The organism is Xanthomonas sp. NCPPB 2586 (assembly GCF_041475775.2).
Classification (GTDB): domain Bacteria; phylum Pseudomonadota; class Gammaproteobacteria; order Xanthomonadales; family Xanthomonadaceae; genus Xanthomonas; species Xanthomonas campestris.
In genome coordinates this window covers 2,220,477-2,235,758 of sequence record NZ_CM192981.1, presented here as the reverse complement: position 1 = coordinate 2,235,758, position 15,282 = coordinate 2,220,477, and the positions used below count along the sequence as shown (strand labels likewise).

The window sequence follows — 15,282 nt, the reverse complement described above, 5'->3', positions numbered from 1 at the left end:
GATTGATGTGCCTTGCTAAACCAATCGTTAATGGCTATCGGCGCAAGCAAAACGTGCTTGAGACGGTTTCAGCCTGAATGTGCCGTTCACACGAACGGATATGCCAATTTGTGACAGTTCGCTCGCTTGCCGCGCGCCCCATTCGGAAAATCCCTACCCGCGTTATGCACGCTGTCCGGGACAGTCCCGCAGAGACATCACAACCACCGCGTTAGGCTTGCGCGCATGTCATTGCACTCGCCTTTGCCGCGCGCTTTTTATGCAGCCGATGCGCGCACCGTTGCGCCACTGCTACTCAACAAGGTTCTGGTGAGTGCCGACGGCCGCCGCGGCCGCATCACCGAAGTCGAAGCGTATTGCGGCAGCGAAGATGCCGCTGCGCATTCGTTTCGCGGCATGACCCCACGCACGCAGGTGATGTTCGGTGCGCCCGGGCATTTGTATGTGTATTTCATCTACGGCATGCACTGGGCAATCAACGCGGTATGTGGCGGCGCGCCCGGGCACGCAGTGTTGATCCGTGCGCTGGAACCGTTGGCCGGCTGCGATGCGATGCACGCTGCACGCGGCGCAGCGCCGTTCAAATCGTTGACCACCGGTCCAGGCCGCCTGGCGCAAGCCTTTGGCGTGAGCGCAGTCGATAACGGACTGGACCTGACCACTGGCGTGGCGCGCTTGTGGATCGAGGACGACGGCACTCCGCCACCAGCGGCACCGCTTGCCGGCCCGCGCATCGGCATTCGCAAGGCCGTGGAATTGCCGTGGCGCTGGGTTGTGCCTGGCAGCGCCTATCTGTCGCGTCCGCTGCCACGTGTGAGCGGCGCACGCGCATCAGTAACCGGCGACTGAGCGAGCCATTGCTGCAGTGGCGTCTGCTCGGCGGCGCCCGGCCCACGTTGCAGCAATCGCAATGCCTGCTCGCCGTGCTCGTGTGAGAGCTCTTGCAGCGGCTGGAAGCGATCGCCGCTACACGCGGCCATCGGCAGGCCGTCCAGAAACGCCACGCGATTGCCGGGCACGCGCGCGATGCGCTCGCCGGGCAACAGATTGCCGAGCAGATTGGCCGGGTCACTCGCGCTGAGGCAGATCCACTGTTGCGCCAACGGTTGCGCGCGCACGCGACGCATCGCGGCAATGGCATCGGGCAACGCGAATTGTTCGCCGGACACGCCGGCAATAAAACGCCCGCCACGCAGTTCGCCACGCGCTTCCAACCGCTGATACACACGCAGTAATTCGCGCCAGGGCGGCAGCCAGGCGGCCTCGCGTTCAAGCAGCCGCCAACACACCACGCCATAGCGGCGCAGCAACGCGCGCGCCACGTGCTCCAGCATTTCCTGGTGACGCTCGCTGGCCTCGGCCAAGGGCAGCGACGGCAAGTTGCGCACCGGCGCCCAACGGCCGGCATCGCGGATGCCCAACGCACTGGCACGCCGGCGTTGCCGCGACAGTGCCGAGGGGCGTTTGGACGCCGGCACTAGCAGTGCACGCAGGCCGGCATAACTGTCGCAATGCACGCGCCCGCGCATCACCAGTTCGCTGAGCACATCTTCCAGCTCGGTGGCCATCAGCCGCGCAGCATCGGCAATCTCGTCGAAGAACAGCGCGCCCTGCTCCTGCAGCACCTCCACCACGCGCTGCGCACGCGAGCCCAGCGGCGCGTCATCGTCGGCGCGTGCCAGGGCATTCCAGCGCTGCGCTTCACGCCGCGGCAGCAGCACGACTGGCGTGCCGCGCAACGCATTGCCGCTGCGCCCACCGCCTGGACGCAGGCGCGCCCATACCGTGCGACCGGCCGTGCACAGTTCGTCCAACCACACGGGTTGATAGTCACGCACGCGCGCGGGCAGCAGCTCGCTTTCCCAGAGCGCGGCCGGCGCCTCGAAACCTTCCAGCTGGCCAACGATACCGGCCAGCGCGTCCGGCCCGGCCACGCGGTGATCGGCATCCAGGTGCTGCCATTCGAACAGGAAACGTGCGTAATCGCGCTGCGAGACCGGTTCGATCTCGCGGCGCAAGCGCCCCAGCGTGTAGCGATGGATGCGCGCCAGCAGATGCCGCTCGCACCATTCCTCTTCAAGTGCCTGCGCACTGAACCGCCCCGCCATGACATAGCCCTCGCGCTGCAGCCCGATCAAGGCGAGTTCGACCTCCGCTGCCGGCAGGCGCACTGCGCTGCACAGCGCAGACACCTGCGCCGGCCCCACCGCCGACAGGCGCCCGCGCACCAGCTCGCGCACCGCCCACTCGCGCTGCCAGTCGTCCACACGGCAATCCGGTGGCGCCTGCAGCGGCGGCTGCGCCACAGCGTGCGGATACAACGGTGTAAACCACTCGATGCGCTCGGCGCTGATCCACAGTGCAGCGCCGCCATCGACTGCCAGGCAGGTGGCGCGCCCGGCCGCCGACAACGCCGACAGCCATGCCTGCCACTGTGCATCGAGGGCTTCTTCCACCGGCAGCACGCCCAGGCCCACCAGCGCCTCATGCATCTCTTCGGCATCGCGTGGTTGCGGCCAGGCTTCTTCGCGCACGGCGGCAATCGCCTGCGGATCCAGCTGCCCCAAATCATCGCTGCTCTGCGGCGTGTAGCGCCTGCCCTGCACGGCCTGGGTGCGCCGCTCTTCCAACGGGGCATCGTCGAGAAAGGCGTACGGACGTGCATTCAAGGCTTCCGCCGCCAGCGGTGACGGCGCGGCCAGATCACGTGCCACCAGGGTGATGGCGCCGGATTCCAGGCCGCGCAACACCTGCAGCCAACCCTCGCTATCCATCGATTGATGCAGGCAATCTTCCAGCGTCTGCGCCACAAGCGGGTGGTCCGGCACCTCGCGCTCGCCAACCAGATTCTCCGCACATGCCACCTGGTCGGGGAAGACCGTGGCCAACAGGTCTTCGGACTTCATCCGCTGCAGTTGCGGCGCAACCTTGTTGCCGCCGGAAAAGCGCGGCAGCGCCATCGCGTTGGTGGCATTCCAGCGCCACTGCACACCGAACAGCGGTGCGTCCAGCAACGCCTGCACCAGCACGTGCTCGGCCGATGCGGAATGCAGATAACGCGCCACCTCTTCCAGCGGAAAACTATGGCTGGTGGACAGCGACAACACGATCGCGTCCTCGGTCGCGGCAGCTTGCAGTTCGAAATTGAAGGTGCGGCAGAACCGCTTGCGCAAGGCCAGGCCCCAGGCACGGTTGATCCGGCTGCCGTAGGGCGAGTGGATGATCAACTGGGTGCCGCCGGTGGCATCGAAGAACCGCTCCATCACCAGGCAGTGCTGGGTCGGCATCGCACCCAATGCCTGACAGGCGTTCGCCAGGTACTCCACCAGTTGCTGCGCCGGCTCTGCGGCCAACCCAACCTCATCGCACAGCCATGCCTGGGCGCCGGCATGCCGTGCACCGTCGAGCCGCGTGGCAATTTCTTCGCGCAAGCGCGACACCGCCAGCGACAATGCATCGCTGCGGCCCGGCGCCTCGCCCAACCAGAACGGAATATTGGGCGGCGCCCCCTTGGCATCTTCAACCCGCACCTTGCCCGCATCCACGCGCAGGATGCGGTAGCTCGCATTGCCAAGCTGGAAGACATCGCCGGTGAGGCTTTCGACCGCGAAATCCTCATTCACCGTGCCGATGTTTTCCGCCTGTGGCTCCAGCACCACGCTGTAATCGCCGGTTTCGGGAATGGTGCCGCCGGAGGTGAGAGCGGTCATGCGCGCGCCACGCCGCGCATGCAGGCGGCGATTGACCGCATCGCGGTGCAGATAGCCAGCGCGTGGCCCCAACCGGGTGCTGAAGCCCTCGCATAGCATCCGCACGACCGCATCGAAGGTGGCGCGGCTCAGCGTTGCGAATGGCCAGGCGCGGCGCACCAGCGCAAACAGTGCATCTTCGTCCCAATCTTCGCAGGCGGCTTCGGCGACGATCTGCTGCGCCAGCACGTCGATCGGCGCGAGCGGAAACCGCAGCGCATCCAGTTCGCCACGGCGGATGCCATCCAGCAGCGCGGCGCATTCGACCAGCTCGTCGCGCGTCTGCGGGAACAACCGCGCTTTCGGTGTGCCGCCGACCGCATGCCCGGACCGGCCGGCGCGTTGCAGGAAGGTGGCGATGGAGCGCGGTGAGCCGAGTTGGCAGACCAGGTCCACATCGCCGATATCCAGGCCCAGTTCCAGCGATGCAGTGGCCACCAGCACGGTCAATTCGCCGGCCTTGAGTCGGCGCTCGGCCAGCAGCCGCGTCTCGCGTGACAGGCTGCCGTGATGCGCTGCCACGCGCTGCTTGCCCAGCAGCTCGCCCAGGTGGCGCGCAGCCCGCTCGGCCATGCGCCGCGTGTTGACGAACACCAGCGTGGTGCGGTGCTGTTGCGCCAGCGCAGCGACCTCGGCATACACCTGCAGCCATTGGTCGTTGGACATCACCACGCTCAACGGCGTGGGCGGCAGCGCCAATGCCAGATCGCGTTGACGGGTGTAGCCGATATCCACGATCTCGCACGGCGGCGCCGCGCCGTCCTCGCCAACACCCACCAGAAACTGCGCCACGGTGTCGATCGGCTTCTGCGTGGCAGACAGACCCACCCGCGTGATGGGCTGCTCGGCCAACCGCTGCAGGCGCTCCAGGGTCAATGCGAGATGGCTGCCGCGCTTGTCGGCTGCCACTGCGTGGATCTCGTCCACGATCACCGTGCGCACATGGCGCAACGCGTTGCGCCCGGAGGCCGAGCCCAGCAGCACGTACAGCGACTCCGGCGTGGTCACCAGAATATGCGGCGGCACACGACGCGCCTGGGCCCGCTCGCGCTGCGGCGTGTCGCCGGTTCGCACCGCCGTACGCACCGGCACATCGGTCAGGCCCTGCGCCAGCAACTCCGCACGGATGCCCTGCAGTGGCGCCTCCAGATTCAGATGGATGTCATTGGACAAGGCCTTGAGCGGCGAGACGTAGATCACCCGCGTTTGGTCTGGCAGCGCACCGCCCTGGGCCAGGCCGTCACGGATCAACGCATCGATCGCTGCCAGAAATGCGGTAAGGGTCTTGCCGGAGCCGGTCGGCGCCGCCACCAGGGCATGCCGCCCGGCCTTGATCGCCGGCCACGCGGCGATCTGCGCCGGGGTGGGCGCAGCAAAGGTACGCCCGAACCAGGCGGCGACCACGGGATGAAAATGCTGCAGGACTGGATGCATGGGCGGGGCCCGAGGCGCACCAGGCAGGGCCGTGCGACACTCGGCGTCGACAGGGGCAGAATCCTAGTGATGGGGTTTGCCGACCGCCAGAACAAGCCAGCCGCTATGGGCACGGTGAATTATTTAATGGCGACCAACGCAATCGCGCTGTGCTTGGGCATGCATGGCACAGGCAAGCCAAGCCCCCTCGGTAAAGCGCAGTCCTCGGTGCGCATCCTGCGAACACGCCCAATGCGTGAGCACACACGCCGGCTGCGCGCACCGCTCGCGCTTGCCTGGCGACTGCGAGCGCTGTGATCACTGGCCTCGCGCCATCTGCACGCGACAGCACCGCAACGCTGCGGCCCGGCACCCGCGATTGTCCATCGCCCGCGCGGCATGGCACATTGTCGGCATGCCCAGCCTGATTCTCTTCATGATTGCCGGCGCCGCGCTCTATGCGTTCTGGAACGCGTCGCGTGCCGCAGCCGAACGCGCCGAGGTGCTCGGCCGCAATGCCTGCCGTGCAGCCGATGTGCAGTGGCTGGACCAGAGCGTGCACTCCACCAACCTGCGCATCTGCCGGATGCCCAACGGCTGGCTGGGATTTGAGCGCACGTTTCGCTTCGAGTATTCGCACGATGGCGTGGACCGCCACAGCGGCCGTCTGATCCTGCGCGGTGAGCAGCTGATTGCCTTCACCGGCCCACAGGTAGCGACCGTGCGGGCATTGCATCCGGAGCAACAGCGCCTGGAGTGACGGGCACTGATCCCGTAGCGGCGCTGGCTAGCTAGTGGCGTCACTGCACTACCATCTCGGCAGCGCGCCGCGGCAACAAAATCCGCCAAGACGTCGTGTGCCGCGACGACACATCAAGCGCGCGAAGGCATGCCGCCAGGCAGCGGCTCGTAACCATCTCCCCGGCCACTCAACCAACGCAGCTCCCGCTTGCCCTCCTGCCGCAGGTAGTCCTGCGCCAGTGCGAACAACGGCTGCGCCAGGTCAGCCTGCGTCAACAGGCGCAGCGTGCCGTCGACCTCGATGTTGAGGAAATGCGCCTCTTCCGGCGTGTCGGTGTAGCTACGCGCAATCAGACCGATCGCGCCATCCACGAAGTGGTAGATGTCGTATTCGTAGTCGTACGCGTACTCGCCGGACGCATCCGGCGCGCTGCAATCGGTGTGGCGGACGCGCGAGACCTGCATCGGTGCAGCGCTCGACAACGTCCGCGACCGCTTACTTGACCACGCGCAGGTGCGGGCGCTTGCCGGTGCTCGGCGGCTCGTCCGGCGGTGGCGGGCTCGGCGGAGACGGCGTACCGGGATCCGGCGGCTCGGTGCTGGTGCCCGGGATGTCGTCCGGCAGTGCCATGCCCTGCCCGGTCTCGCGCGCATACACGGCCAGCACGGCCGGCATCGGCACCATCACCGGATAGCTCACGCCACCAAAGCGCGCGGTAAACCGCACGCTCTCGTTGTCGACATTCAGGCCAACCACGGCACGCTCGGCAATGTTCAGCACCACGCGGCCGTCCTTGACGGCACTGGCCGGCACCTGCACGCCAGGCAGCCCGGCATCGACCAGAATATGCGGCGTCATGCCGTTGTCGTTGATCCACTCCACCAAAGCCCGCAACAGATACGGGCGGTGGCTGGTCATGCGGGGGAAATCTTCGCTCATTGCGTCATTTTACCCGCACACGACGCGCAGCGGCGGCGGTGCCATCGGAACTCGGTCTGTTGGCATACAGCCGCACCATCAACCCGGCATGTCGCGCAGTTTCTTTTCCTGATCGGTCAGGCTGCGGATGAAGCCGGGATTGCGGAAGATGCGGTTGCCATAATCCTCGATCGCCTTGCTGTCCTTGGGCAGGCTGATCTCCAGCGCATCCAGCCGCCAGATGATTGGCGCCATCGCACAATCGGCCAGGCTCATTTCAGGATTGAGGAAGAACTTGCTGGCCTTGAACAACGGCACCGAGGCGGTCAGCAGTTCCTTCAGGCGCTTGCGCCCGGCTTCGGCCTGGGTCTTGTTGCCCAGCTGGATCGCCTGCACCTGCGGCACCCAATCGTGCTCGATGCGCAGCATCGCCAGACGCAGGCGCGCACGCGACAACGGGTCAACCGGCATCAACGGCGGATGCGGGTAGCGTTCGTCGAGGTATTCGCTGACCACCGAGGCGGCGTAGAGCACCAGGTCGCGTTCGACCAGGGTCGGCACCGAGTGGTAAGGATTGAGATCGATCAGATCTTCCGGAGGATTCTGCGGGTCGACTGACACCAGGTCGTAGGTCACCCCTTTTGCCGCCAGGACCAGTCGGACCCGGTGGCACAACACATCATCGTTGGACGAAAACAAAGTCAAGGTATTCCGCATACGCACACTCGTCGCCATTCAAGGCTCTCCGACGACCGGAATCCGCCGGCCGCATCGGTGCGGCCGGCCCAACGCCGACCGTCACCACGGTCCATCGAGTGTGCAATCACGTCACGCAAAAGCCAATAGTGCTAAGGACACGGTCGCCGCACTGGCCACGCCGTATCCGGCTTTTGGGCGTGATCAGTGCACGTCCTTCCAGTATTCCTTCTTCAGCAGATACGCGATGAAGGTAAGCAGGGCCAGGAACAGGATCACCCACACGCCCATGCTCTGCCGCTTGAGCGCTGCAGGCTCGCCGGCGTACTCCAGGAAGTTGGCGATGTCGCGCACCGTTTGATCGAATTCCACCGGCGTCTGCCGCCCGGGCTGGCCGAGCTTCAATGCCTGCACCGGGCGATCACCGGTGGCCTTGTCCGGTGGGCCGAACTGCGCCTGCTGCAGACCTTGCAACTCCCACAGCGGGTTGGGCATGGAGGCATTGGGGAACAGTTGATTGTTCCACCCCAGCGGGCGAGTCTGATCCAGATAGAACGACTTGAGGTAGGTGTAGACCCAGTCGGTGCCACGCACGCGTGCAATCAGGGTCAGATCCGGCGGCGCCTTGCCGAACCACTTGGTGGCCGCATCGTGCGGCATGGTGCCTTCGATGTGTTCGCCCACCTTGGCGCCGGTGAAATTGAGGTTGGCCATGACCTCGGCCTCGCTCAACCCCAGGTCGCTGGCCATGCGCGAGTAGCGCAGATATTTCAGCGAGTGGCAGCCGGAGCAGTAGTTCATGAACAACTGCGCGCCGCGCTGCAGCGATGCGCGGTCGCCAAGGTCGTTGCCGGCCTGTTGCACCGCCCCGCCCTCTGCCGCCAACGCACCGCCGGCAAACAGCACACCACACAGCAAGGCGACCACCTGCGACTTCCATGACCTCACGATGGGCTTAGTCATGTGTGGTCACCCGCTCCGGTACCGGTTTGGTTTTGTCCAGCCGCGTCCACACCGGCATGGTGATGAAAAACGCGAAGTACAGGAAGGTCAACACGCGCCCGACGTAGGTTTCATGCGCATCGGTGCCGGGACCGGAGCCGATCACGCCCAGCCACACGAAGCACACCACCAGCACGGCCAGCGCCACTTTGGAGATCCAGCCGCGGTAGCGGATCGAACGCACCTTGGCGCGATCCAGCCAGGGCACCAGGAACAGGATGGCGATGGCGGAGAACATCACCAGCACGCCACCGAGCTTGTTGGGCACCACCCGCAACATCGCGTAGTACGGCGTGTAGTACCACACCGGCTTGATGTGCTCCGGCGTCACCAGGCGATTGGCCTCGGTGAAGTTGTCATGCTCCAGGAACAGGCCACCGAAGGCCGGCGCAAAGAAGATGATGAAGGCAGCGATGACCAACAGGAAGCCGACGCCAACCAGATCCTTGACCGTGTAATACGGATGGAACGGAATGCCATCGGCCGGCTTGTGGGCATCCCAGCGGTTGCCCTTGGGACCCTTCTTGATATCCACGCCGTCGGGGTTGTTGGAGCCCACTTCATGCAGCGCGCCCAGGTGCAGCACGATCAGCAACAGCAGCACCAGCGGCAACGCGATCACGTGCAGCGCGAAGAAGCGGTTGAGCGTGGCATCGCCGGGCAGGTAATCGCCCATGATCCATTCGGTCAGCCCATTGCCGATCACCGGAATGGCGCCGAACAACGAGATGATCACCTTCGCGCCCCAGAACGACATCTGGCCCCAGGGCAGGACGTAGCCCATGAAGGCTTCGGCCATCAGCACCAGGTAGATCAGCATGCCCAGGATCCACACCAGTTCGCGCGGCTTCTGGTAACTGCCGTACATCAGGCCGCGGAACATGTGCAGGTACACCACGATGAAGAACAGCGAGGCGCCGGTGCTGTGCATGTAGCGGATCAGCCAGCCCCACTCCACGTCGCGCATGATGTATTCGATCGACGCGAAGGCGTCGGCGGCGCTGGTCTTGTAGTGCATCGTCAGGAAGATGCCGGTGACGATCTGGTTGACCAGCACTACCATGGCCAGTGAACCGAAGTAGTACCAGATGTTGAAATTCTTCGGCGCGTAATACTCGCTGACATGCTTGCGATACACCGGCATCAGGCCGGGCGCGCGTTCGTTGACCCACTCGAACACGCCGTTGGCGGTGCGAACCAGGATATTGCTCATCAGGCAGCCCCCGTGCTGTTGGCCGGCTTGCCGGCTGCGTCCGGATCGACGCCGATCACCAGCGTGTTGTCATCGACATAGTGGTGTGGGGGCACCAGCAGATTGATCGGTGCCGGCACGCCATCGAAGACGCGACCGGACATGTCGAAGCGCGACTTGTGGCATGGGCAGAAATAGCCGCCCTTCCACTGCGGGTCGTAGGGCTCGGGCCGGATCTCGGCCACCATCTCCGGCGAGCACCCCAGGTGCGTGCACAGGCCGACCAGGACCGAGATGTCGGACTTGATCGAGCGGTACTCGGGGTTCTTCAGCACGTAGTCCGGCTGCTGGTCCTTGTTCTCGGACTTTGGATCCTTGAGCCGGTCGTCCAGGGACGGCAATGCATCGAGCATCGCCTTGGACCGCTTGACGATCCAGATCGGTTGGCCGCGCCATTCCAGGATCAGCCGCTGGCCTTCCTGCAAAGCGCTGATGTCGGCGGTCACCGGTGCGCCGGCCAACTTGGCACGTGCACTGGGATTCCACGACTTCACGAACGGGACTGCGAGAAAACCTGCTCCGACCGCACCGACCACGGCGGTTGTCGCGGTCAAAAACCGACGACGTCCTGTGTCGGCAGGTGCGTTAACCCCATCGTTGGCCATCCGGCTCTCCGATCTTGATTAGGTAGCGTGAGGCTGCCAGCGGCTGGCGGGGGGTCCAGCCGCGATGAATCGACCGCAGTGTAGCGGAACGCTTAATGCACAGACAATGCAATGTACGCAGTCGGGCATGCGCGATGCAAACCCTCTCGTGCAATGGCATGCAGGCGGGTATGGCAGCAGCACACCCGCGTGGGCCGCGTGCGTGATGCAGTCCATGAAACCGCGCAGCTCAAGGCGCGGCGCGCGGCGATGCAGGCATGGCCGGAACAGCGCGCATGCAGGCAGCACACGCGTGCAATCGCATTGCACTGCATCATTGGGCATCCGTGTCGTGCAGCGTGCGTGCTTGTACGCAGGGGCGCACTAATTGGCGGTGGAGGCCTGCCCGCGGTAGCGGCCAGCCAGCAGGCCGACGCGTTGCACGTAGCGCTGGGTCTCGCTGTAGGGCGGCACGCCACCATAACGATCCACCGCACCCTCGCCCGCGTTGTACCCGGCAGCGGCCAGGGTGAGATCGCCGTTGAAACGCTTCAAGAGCCACGACAGGTATTGCACGCCGCCGCGGATGTTCTGCCCCGCATCGTAGGCATCGCTGACCCCGAACCTGCGCGCGGTGCCCGGCATCAGCTGCATCAGACCTTGTGCGCCGGCGCGGCTCAAGGCCAGCGGGTCATACGCGGATTCGGCATGGATGATCGCGCGCACGATCGACTCTTCGACCCCGAACTCGCGCGCGGCGGCAGCGATCTCCTGCTGGTAGGCACTGGTATTGAGCCGGATCGCCCCGAAGTTGACGCCCGGCTTGGCGCCACAGGCGTAGCAGGTCTCGATGAAGCTGTAATGGATGGTGCGCAGGCCTTCGATGCTGGCCACCTGGCGCGGGCGCGCACTGGTGTAGTGCCGCACGCCGTCCTTCATATACGAATACACCTGGCCGCTGACCACCCGGCGCGGGTTGACTGCAGCCGCTGCCGGCAGTGGCGCGATGGCGCTCTCGGACACTGGCATGCTGCGGCCCGCCGGCACCGGCGCGCTGGCGACCTCGGCCGTGCGGCGTGCGGTGACCGGCACGCTGATGATGGTGGCCGGGGCACCGCTGTTGATGTCGGGCACAGCACGCGCCGGGCTGGCGGCCAGGCGAGCAGACGACCGGCTGGCCGAGCGGTCTGGGGTGTACTGGCTGATGATGCTGCAGGTGGCGCCGCTCTGGCGCTTGCTGACGTAACTGGCAATGCCATCGGCGCTGACACACTTGTACAGCGTGCCGGCGCTGGCGGGCGCAGCCGCCAACGTGACAAACAAGAGCCCCAGTATTCTTGACATCCCCTTCATGCGGCGGAGTGTCCCAGCTTGCCCGGCACTTGCCAAGTGTCCTCGCCGGTGCTTGCCGGCAAGTGCTCCAGCCGGGTCCGCAGCTGCGTCAGCGCCTCGCACAACGGGGCGCGCAGGTGATCTGGCGCGAGCGCCTCGAACGGCTCCTCGAGCAGCAACAGGTTGGCCGCCAATGCCGGCAGGCTGGGCGCGCCCAGGCCCAGCCAGCAGTGGTCGGTGCCGTCCGCCTCCAGCGCGCCCAGCCAGGGCGGTACGCGGGCGGCCAGTTCCTGCAGGCTGCCGCGCAGGCGCACCCGGGCCCGATGCGGAAACGGCGCCTCGCCGATCGCCTTGCGCAGCAGCTGCAATGGCTCGTCTGGCAGCGCGCGGGCTTGCGCCTGCATGCCGGTGGGCTGGGCCTGATCGATGCGGTCCGCGCGCAGGGTGCGCCAATCCTGGCGTTCGCAATCCCAGGCCAGCAGGTACCAGCGGCGTCCGTAGTTCACCAGCAGGGCTGGCACGACCCGGCGGCGGATCTGCTCGCCGGAATGGCGCCGGTACTCCAGCTGCAAGGTGGTGCGATCGCGGCAGGCCCCGGCCAGCAGGGTCAGCATCGACGCGTCCACCAGGCTGCCTGGCGCGGCGGTGGGCAGGCTGGCCATGGCGGCATGCGCGGCGCTGGCGCGTTGCTGATGGCGGCGCGGCAGCAGTGGATCGAGCTTGGTCAGCACGCGCGCGGCCGCGTCGTCCAGGCCAGCAATGGCCGGCGCGGCCGCGCGCAGCGCGATGGCCACAGTCAGCGCTTCGTCTTCTTCGAACAGCAGCGGCAAGGCCGCCGCGCCGTGCCCCAGCCGGTAGCCGCCGCCGGTGCCGGATACCGCGCGGATCGGGTAGCCCAGCTCGCGCAACCGCTCCATATCGCGGCGCACGCTGCGCGGGTGAATCCCCAGGCGCTCGGCGAGAGCCGCGCCCGGCCAATCCCGCCCGTTCTGCATGAGCGCGATCAGACGAAGCAGGCGGGCTGCGGTGGAGGCCATGCCGGCACCGTATTGCGGACGGAAACTGTCCGCAAGTACTCAGTAGGCTGCATGTCTCGCCTTCCTTCCAGCCAGGAGCTTCCGATGCATAGCGACCGCCACATCACCTTGTTCCACAATCCGCAATCGCGCTCGCGCGGAGTCCTGGTGCTGCTGGAGGAACTGGGCGCCGACTACAGCCTGCAGCGGCTGGATCTGGAGCGCGGCGACCAGCGCGATGCCGCGTTCCTGGCGATCAACCCGATGGGCAAGATTCCCGCGATCACGCACGGCAACAGCGTGGTGACCGAACAGGCGGCGATCTACCAATACCTGGCCGAGCTGTACCCGGACGCCGGGCTGTCGCCTGCGCCGGGCGACCCGGACCGCGGCGCCTATTTGCGCTGGCTGGCGTTCTACGGCTCGGCTTTCGAGCCGGCCCTGATCGACAAGGCCATGAAGCGCGATGCACCGCCACGCTCGCTATCGCCATGGGCAGACTTCCCCACCGTGCTGGCGGTGGTGGATGCCCAGCTGGCCAAGGGCGACTATCTGCTCGGCGCGCGTTGTTCCGCCGCCGACGTGCTGTGGGGCAGCGCGCTGGGCTGGATGGCCGGCTTCAAGATGATCGACGCACCTGCCCCGACCCTGGCCTACATCGCACGCATGGCCGCGCGGCCAGCGGTGGCGCGGGCCGCGGCGGTCGATGCCGGCGCCTGACCGCCACCGGGGCGGCGTGAGCGGGTAAACTGCGCGGCTATCTTCTACCCGCCTGGAATAAGCGCCATGCCCGGGACATCCGTTTCCGATCTGCCGACCACGGCCACCGCCGTGGACGCGCCCGCCCTGCTGCCCCTGCCCGTTGGCCGCCCGCAAGCGCCTGCCCTGGTGCGCGGCAAGCTGTACATCAAGACCCACGGGTGCCAGATGAACGAGTACGACTCGGCCAAGATGGCCGACGTGCTTGCCGCGTCCGAAGGACTGGAGCTCACCGACAATCCGGAAGACGCGGACGTGGTGCTGGTCAACACCTGCTCCATTCGCGAAAAGGCGCAGGAAAAGGTGTTCAGCCAGTTGGGCCGCTGGAAGGCGCTCAAGGCCGGCGGCAAGCCGGTGATCATCGGCGTGGGTGGCTGCGTGGCGTCGCAGGAAGGCGAAGCGATCGTCAAGCGCGCGCCGTACGTGGACCTGGTGTTTGGCCCGCAGACCCTGCACCGGCTGCCGGAGTTGATCCGTGCGCGCCGTGAGTCCGGCAAGTCGCAGGTGGACATCAGCTTCCCGGAGATCGAGAAGTTCGACCGCCTGCCCGAACCGCGTGCCGATGGCCCGTCGGCGTTCGTGTCGATCATGGAAGGTTGTTCCAAGTACTGCTCGTTCTGCGTGGTGCCATATACACGTGGCGAAGAAGTCAGCCGGCCGTTCGAGGACGTGCTGGTGGAAGTGGCGCAGCTGGCTGCACAAGGCGTGCGCGAGATCAATCTGCTCGGCCAGAACGTCAACGCGTATCGCGGTGCGTACGGTGCCGATGCTGGCGAGCCGGCGCAGTACGCCGATCTGGGGTTGCTGATCCGTACCATTGCGCAGATCGACGGGATTGGCCGGATCCGCTTTACCACCTCGCACCCGCTGGAGTTTTCCGATTCGCTGGTCGATGCCTACCGCGATGTGCCGCAGCTGGCCAATTACCTGCATCTGCCGGTGCAGGCCGGCAGCGACCGCATCCTGTCGGCGATGAAGCGCGGCTACACCGCACTGGAATTCAAGTCCAAGATCCGCAAGCTGCGCGCAGTGCGGCCAGACATCTCGATCAGCTCCGACTTCATCGTCGGCTTTCCGGGCGAGACCGACGCCGATTTCGACAAGACCATGAAGTTGATCGAGGACGTGGGCTTCGACCAGAGCTTCTCCTTTATCTACTCGCGTCGCCCCGGTACGCCGGCATCGGATCTGGAAGACGACACCCCCGATGCGGTGAAGCAGGCTCGCCTTGCACGTCTGCAGGCGCATATCAACGCGCATGCCGCCGGCATTTCGCAACGCATGGTCGGCAGCGTGCAACGCGTGCTGGTGGAAGGCCCGTCGCGCCGTGATGCCAATGAGCTCACCGGCAAGACCGAAAACATGCGCCCGGTGAATTTCCCGGGGAATCCGCGCCTGGTGGGCCAGTTCGTGGATGTGCTGATCACCGAAGCACTGAGCAATTCGCTGCGCGGGCGCATCCAATTGGACGACAGCGCGGCCTGAGCGGGCAGCGCGCATTCTTGCCCTCCGGGAGACCTCACACGCTGATGCAGTTGGCGTGTGGTGGTCGCCCAGGTGCAGGCCGACGACGGTGGCGAGACATGGTGCAGGCGACGCAGTGCTGCGCCATGGCGGAAGCATTACGTGCCGCAGTGGTCGTGAGAAATGCCCGCAAGCGCGAAACGATTCTTGTCGGATGGCCAATGCGTCATTGACTAGCGCGCCGTGGCACGGTTCTGCACCGCAGCGATATCGCGCTGACATGCACGTCCATATGCATCGCTCCCAGTGCAGCATCACAGCGACGTGCTCAAACACGCGCCACGCGCCATGGTCA

At 66.0% G+C, this 15,282-nt stretch carries 13 protein-coding genes; 4 read left to right on the top strand and 9 right to left on the bottom strand.

Annotated elements, in window-relative coordinates; all coding sequences use genetic code 11:
- The first annotated feature begins 225 nt into the window (after positions 1–225).
- Positions 226–849, top strand: a complete 624-nt coding sequence (locus tag ACCQ09_RS09495; RefSeq protein ID WP_011037459.1) for a DNA-3-methyladenine glycosylase — start codon at positions 226–228, stop codon at positions 847–849.
- On the opposite strand, the gene ACCQ09_RS09490 is transcribed toward ACCQ09_RS09495, so the two are convergent.
- On the bottom strand, positions 789–5,183 hold the full coding sequence (locus ACCQ09_RS09490) for a DEAD/DEAH box helicase (RefSeq protein ID WP_228427818.1): 4,395 nt from the start codon (positions 5,181–5,183) through the stop codon (positions 789–791). The two genes, ACCQ09_RS09495 and ACCQ09_RS09490, sit on opposite strands and share 61 nt — an antisense overlap.
- Positions 5,184–5,577: 394 nt before the next feature.
- On the opposite strand from ACCQ09_RS09490, the gene ACCQ09_RS09485 reads away from it, so the two are divergent.
- The gene (locus ACCQ09_RS09485; protein WP_050912576.1) at positions 5,578–5,922 is read left to right on the top strand and encodes a DUF3301 domain-containing protein; all 345 of its coding nucleotides are present in this window, start codon (positions 5,578–5,580) and stop codon (positions 5,920–5,922) included.
- Between the two features lie 113 nt (positions 5,923–6,035).
- Here ACCQ09_RS09485 and ACCQ09_RS09480 read toward each other — a convergent pair whose 3' ends face one another.
- The 8 genes from ACCQ09_RS09480 to ACCQ09_RS09445 all read right to left on the bottom strand — a co-directional run bounded on the left by ACCQ09_RS09480 (position 6,036) and on the right by ACCQ09_RS09445 (position 12,725).
- Positions 6,036–6,368 carry a hypothetical protein gene (locus ACCQ09_RS09480; protein ID WP_040941181.1) on the bottom strand — a complete coding sequence of 111 codons (333 nt, stop codon included), beginning with the start codon at positions 6,366–6,368 and terminating at the stop codon, positions 6,036–6,038.
- 31 nt (positions 6,369–6,399) lie between these two features.
- Positions 6,400–6,843, bottom strand: a complete 444-nt coding sequence (locus tag ACCQ09_RS09475; protein ID WP_011037463.1) for a ClpXP protease specificity-enhancing factor — start codon at positions 6,841–6,843, stop codon at positions 6,400–6,402.
- 78 nt (positions 6,844–6,921) lie between these two features.
- Entirely contained in the window at positions 6,922–7,557 is a 636-nt protein-coding gene (locus tag ACCQ09_RS09470; RefSeq protein WP_011037464.1) for a glutathione S-transferase N-terminal domain-containing protein, read from the bottom strand.
- Between the two features lie 165 nt (positions 7,558–7,722).
- Entirely contained in the window at positions 7,723–8,481 is a 759-nt protein-coding gene (locus ACCQ09_RS09465) for a cytochrome c1 (protein ID WP_040941180.1), read from the bottom strand.
- The gene (locus ACCQ09_RS09460) at positions 8,474–9,733 is read right to left on the bottom strand and encodes a cytochrome b (RefSeq protein ID WP_011037466.1); all 1,260 of its coding nucleotides are present in this window, start codon (positions 9,731–9,733) and stop codon (positions 8,474–8,476) included. Before ACCQ09_RS09460 ends, ACCQ09_RS09465 begins: the two co-directional genes overlap by 8 nt.
- Positions 9,733–10,377 carry a ubiquinol-cytochrome c reductase iron-sulfur subunit gene (petA, locus tag ACCQ09_RS09455; protein ID WP_011037467.1) on the bottom strand — a complete coding sequence of 215 codons (645 nt, stop codon included), beginning with the start codon at positions 10,375–10,377 and terminating at the stop codon, positions 9,733–9,735. The genes ACCQ09_RS09460 and petA overlap by 1 nt, the downstream gene beginning before the upstream one ends.
- Before the next feature lie 363 nt (positions 10,378–10,740).
- Positions 10,741–11,709, bottom strand: coding sequence for a lytic transglycosylase domain-containing protein (locus ACCQ09_RS09450; RefSeq protein ID WP_011037468.1), 969 nt, complete (start codon positions 11,707–11,709; stop codon positions 10,741–10,743).
- A complete protein-coding gene (locus ACCQ09_RS09445; protein ID WP_011037469.1) occupies positions 11,706–12,725 on the bottom strand; it encodes a helix-turn-helix transcriptional regulator in 1,020 nt (339 codons plus the stop codon). Before ACCQ09_RS09445 ends, ACCQ09_RS09450 begins: the two co-directional genes overlap by 4 nt.
- Before the next feature lie 84 nt (positions 12,726–12,809).
- Between ACCQ09_RS09445 and ACCQ09_RS09440 the strand changes: the two genes are divergently transcribed.
- Positions 12,810–13,424 (top strand): glutathione S-transferase family protein, encoded by a 615-nt coding sequence (locus ACCQ09_RS09440; RefSeq protein ID WP_228427819.1) that lies wholly within the window; start codon positions 12,810–12,812, stop codon positions 13,422–13,424.
- A 66-nt stretch (positions 13,425–13,490) separates the two neighbouring features.
- The gene (gene miaB / locus ACCQ09_RS09435; protein ID WP_011037471.1) at positions 13,491–14,948 is read left to right on the top strand and encodes a tRNA (N6-isopentenyl adenosine(37)-C2)-methylthiotransferase MiaB; all 1,458 of its coding nucleotides are present in this window, start codon (positions 13,491–13,493) and stop codon (positions 14,946–14,948) included.
- Positions 14,949–15,282 lie beyond the last annotated feature (334 nt).

What these genes read in the sequence shown, in the direction of transcription:
- ACCQ09_RS09495 (WP_011037459.1), top strand. Translation starts at nt 226, where the DNA reads ATGTCATTGCACTCGCCTTTGCCGCGCGCTTTTTATGCAGCCGATGCG.
- ACCQ09_RS09490 (WP_228427818.1), bottom strand. Translation starts at nt 5,183, where the DNA reads ATGCATCCAGTCCTGCAGCATTTTCATCCCGTGGTCGCCGCCTGGTTC.
- ACCQ09_RS09485 (WP_050912576.1), top strand. Translation starts at nt 5,578, where the DNA reads ATGCCCAGCCTGATTCTCTTCATGATTGCCGGCGCCGCGCTCTATGCG.
- ACCQ09_RS09480 (WP_040941181.1), bottom strand. Translation starts at nt 6,368, where the DNA reads ATGCAGGTCTCGCGCGTCCGCCACACCGATTGCAGCGCGCCGGATGCG.
- ACCQ09_RS09475 (WP_011037463.1), bottom strand. Translation starts at nt 6,843, where the DNA reads ATGAGCGAAGATTTCCCCCGCATGACCAGCCACCGCCCGTATCTGTTG.
- ACCQ09_RS09470 (WP_011037464.1), bottom strand. Translation starts at nt 7,557, where the DNA reads ATGGCGACGAGTGTGCGTATGCGGAATACCTTGACTTTGTTTTCGTCC.
- ACCQ09_RS09465 (WP_040941180.1), bottom strand. Translation starts at nt 8,481, where the DNA reads ATGACTAAGCCCATCGTGAGGTCATGGAAGTCGCAGGTGGTCGCCTTG.
- ACCQ09_RS09460 (WP_011037466.1), bottom strand. Translation starts at nt 9,733, where the DNA reads ATGAGCAATATCCTGGTTCGCACCGCCAACGGCGTGTTCGAGTGGGTC.
- petA (WP_011037467.1), bottom strand. Translation starts at nt 10,377, where the DNA reads ATGGCCAACGATGGGGTTAACGCACCTGCCGACACAGGACGTCGTCGG.
- ACCQ09_RS09450 (WP_011037468.1), bottom strand. Translation starts at nt 11,709, where the DNA reads ATGAAGGGGATGTCAAGAATACTGGGGCTCTTGTTTGTCACGTTGGCG.
- ACCQ09_RS09445 (WP_011037469.1), bottom strand. Translation starts at nt 12,725, where the DNA reads ATGGCCTCCACCGCAGCCCGCCTGCTTCGTCTGATCGCGCTCATGCAG.
- ACCQ09_RS09440 (WP_228427819.1), top strand. Translation starts at nt 12,810, where the DNA reads ATGCATAGCGACCGCCACATCACCTTGTTCCACAATCCGCAATCGCGC.
- miaB (WP_011037471.1), top strand. Translation starts at nt 13,491, where the DNA reads ATGCCCGGGACATCCGTTTCCGATCTGCCGACCACGGCCACCGCCGTG.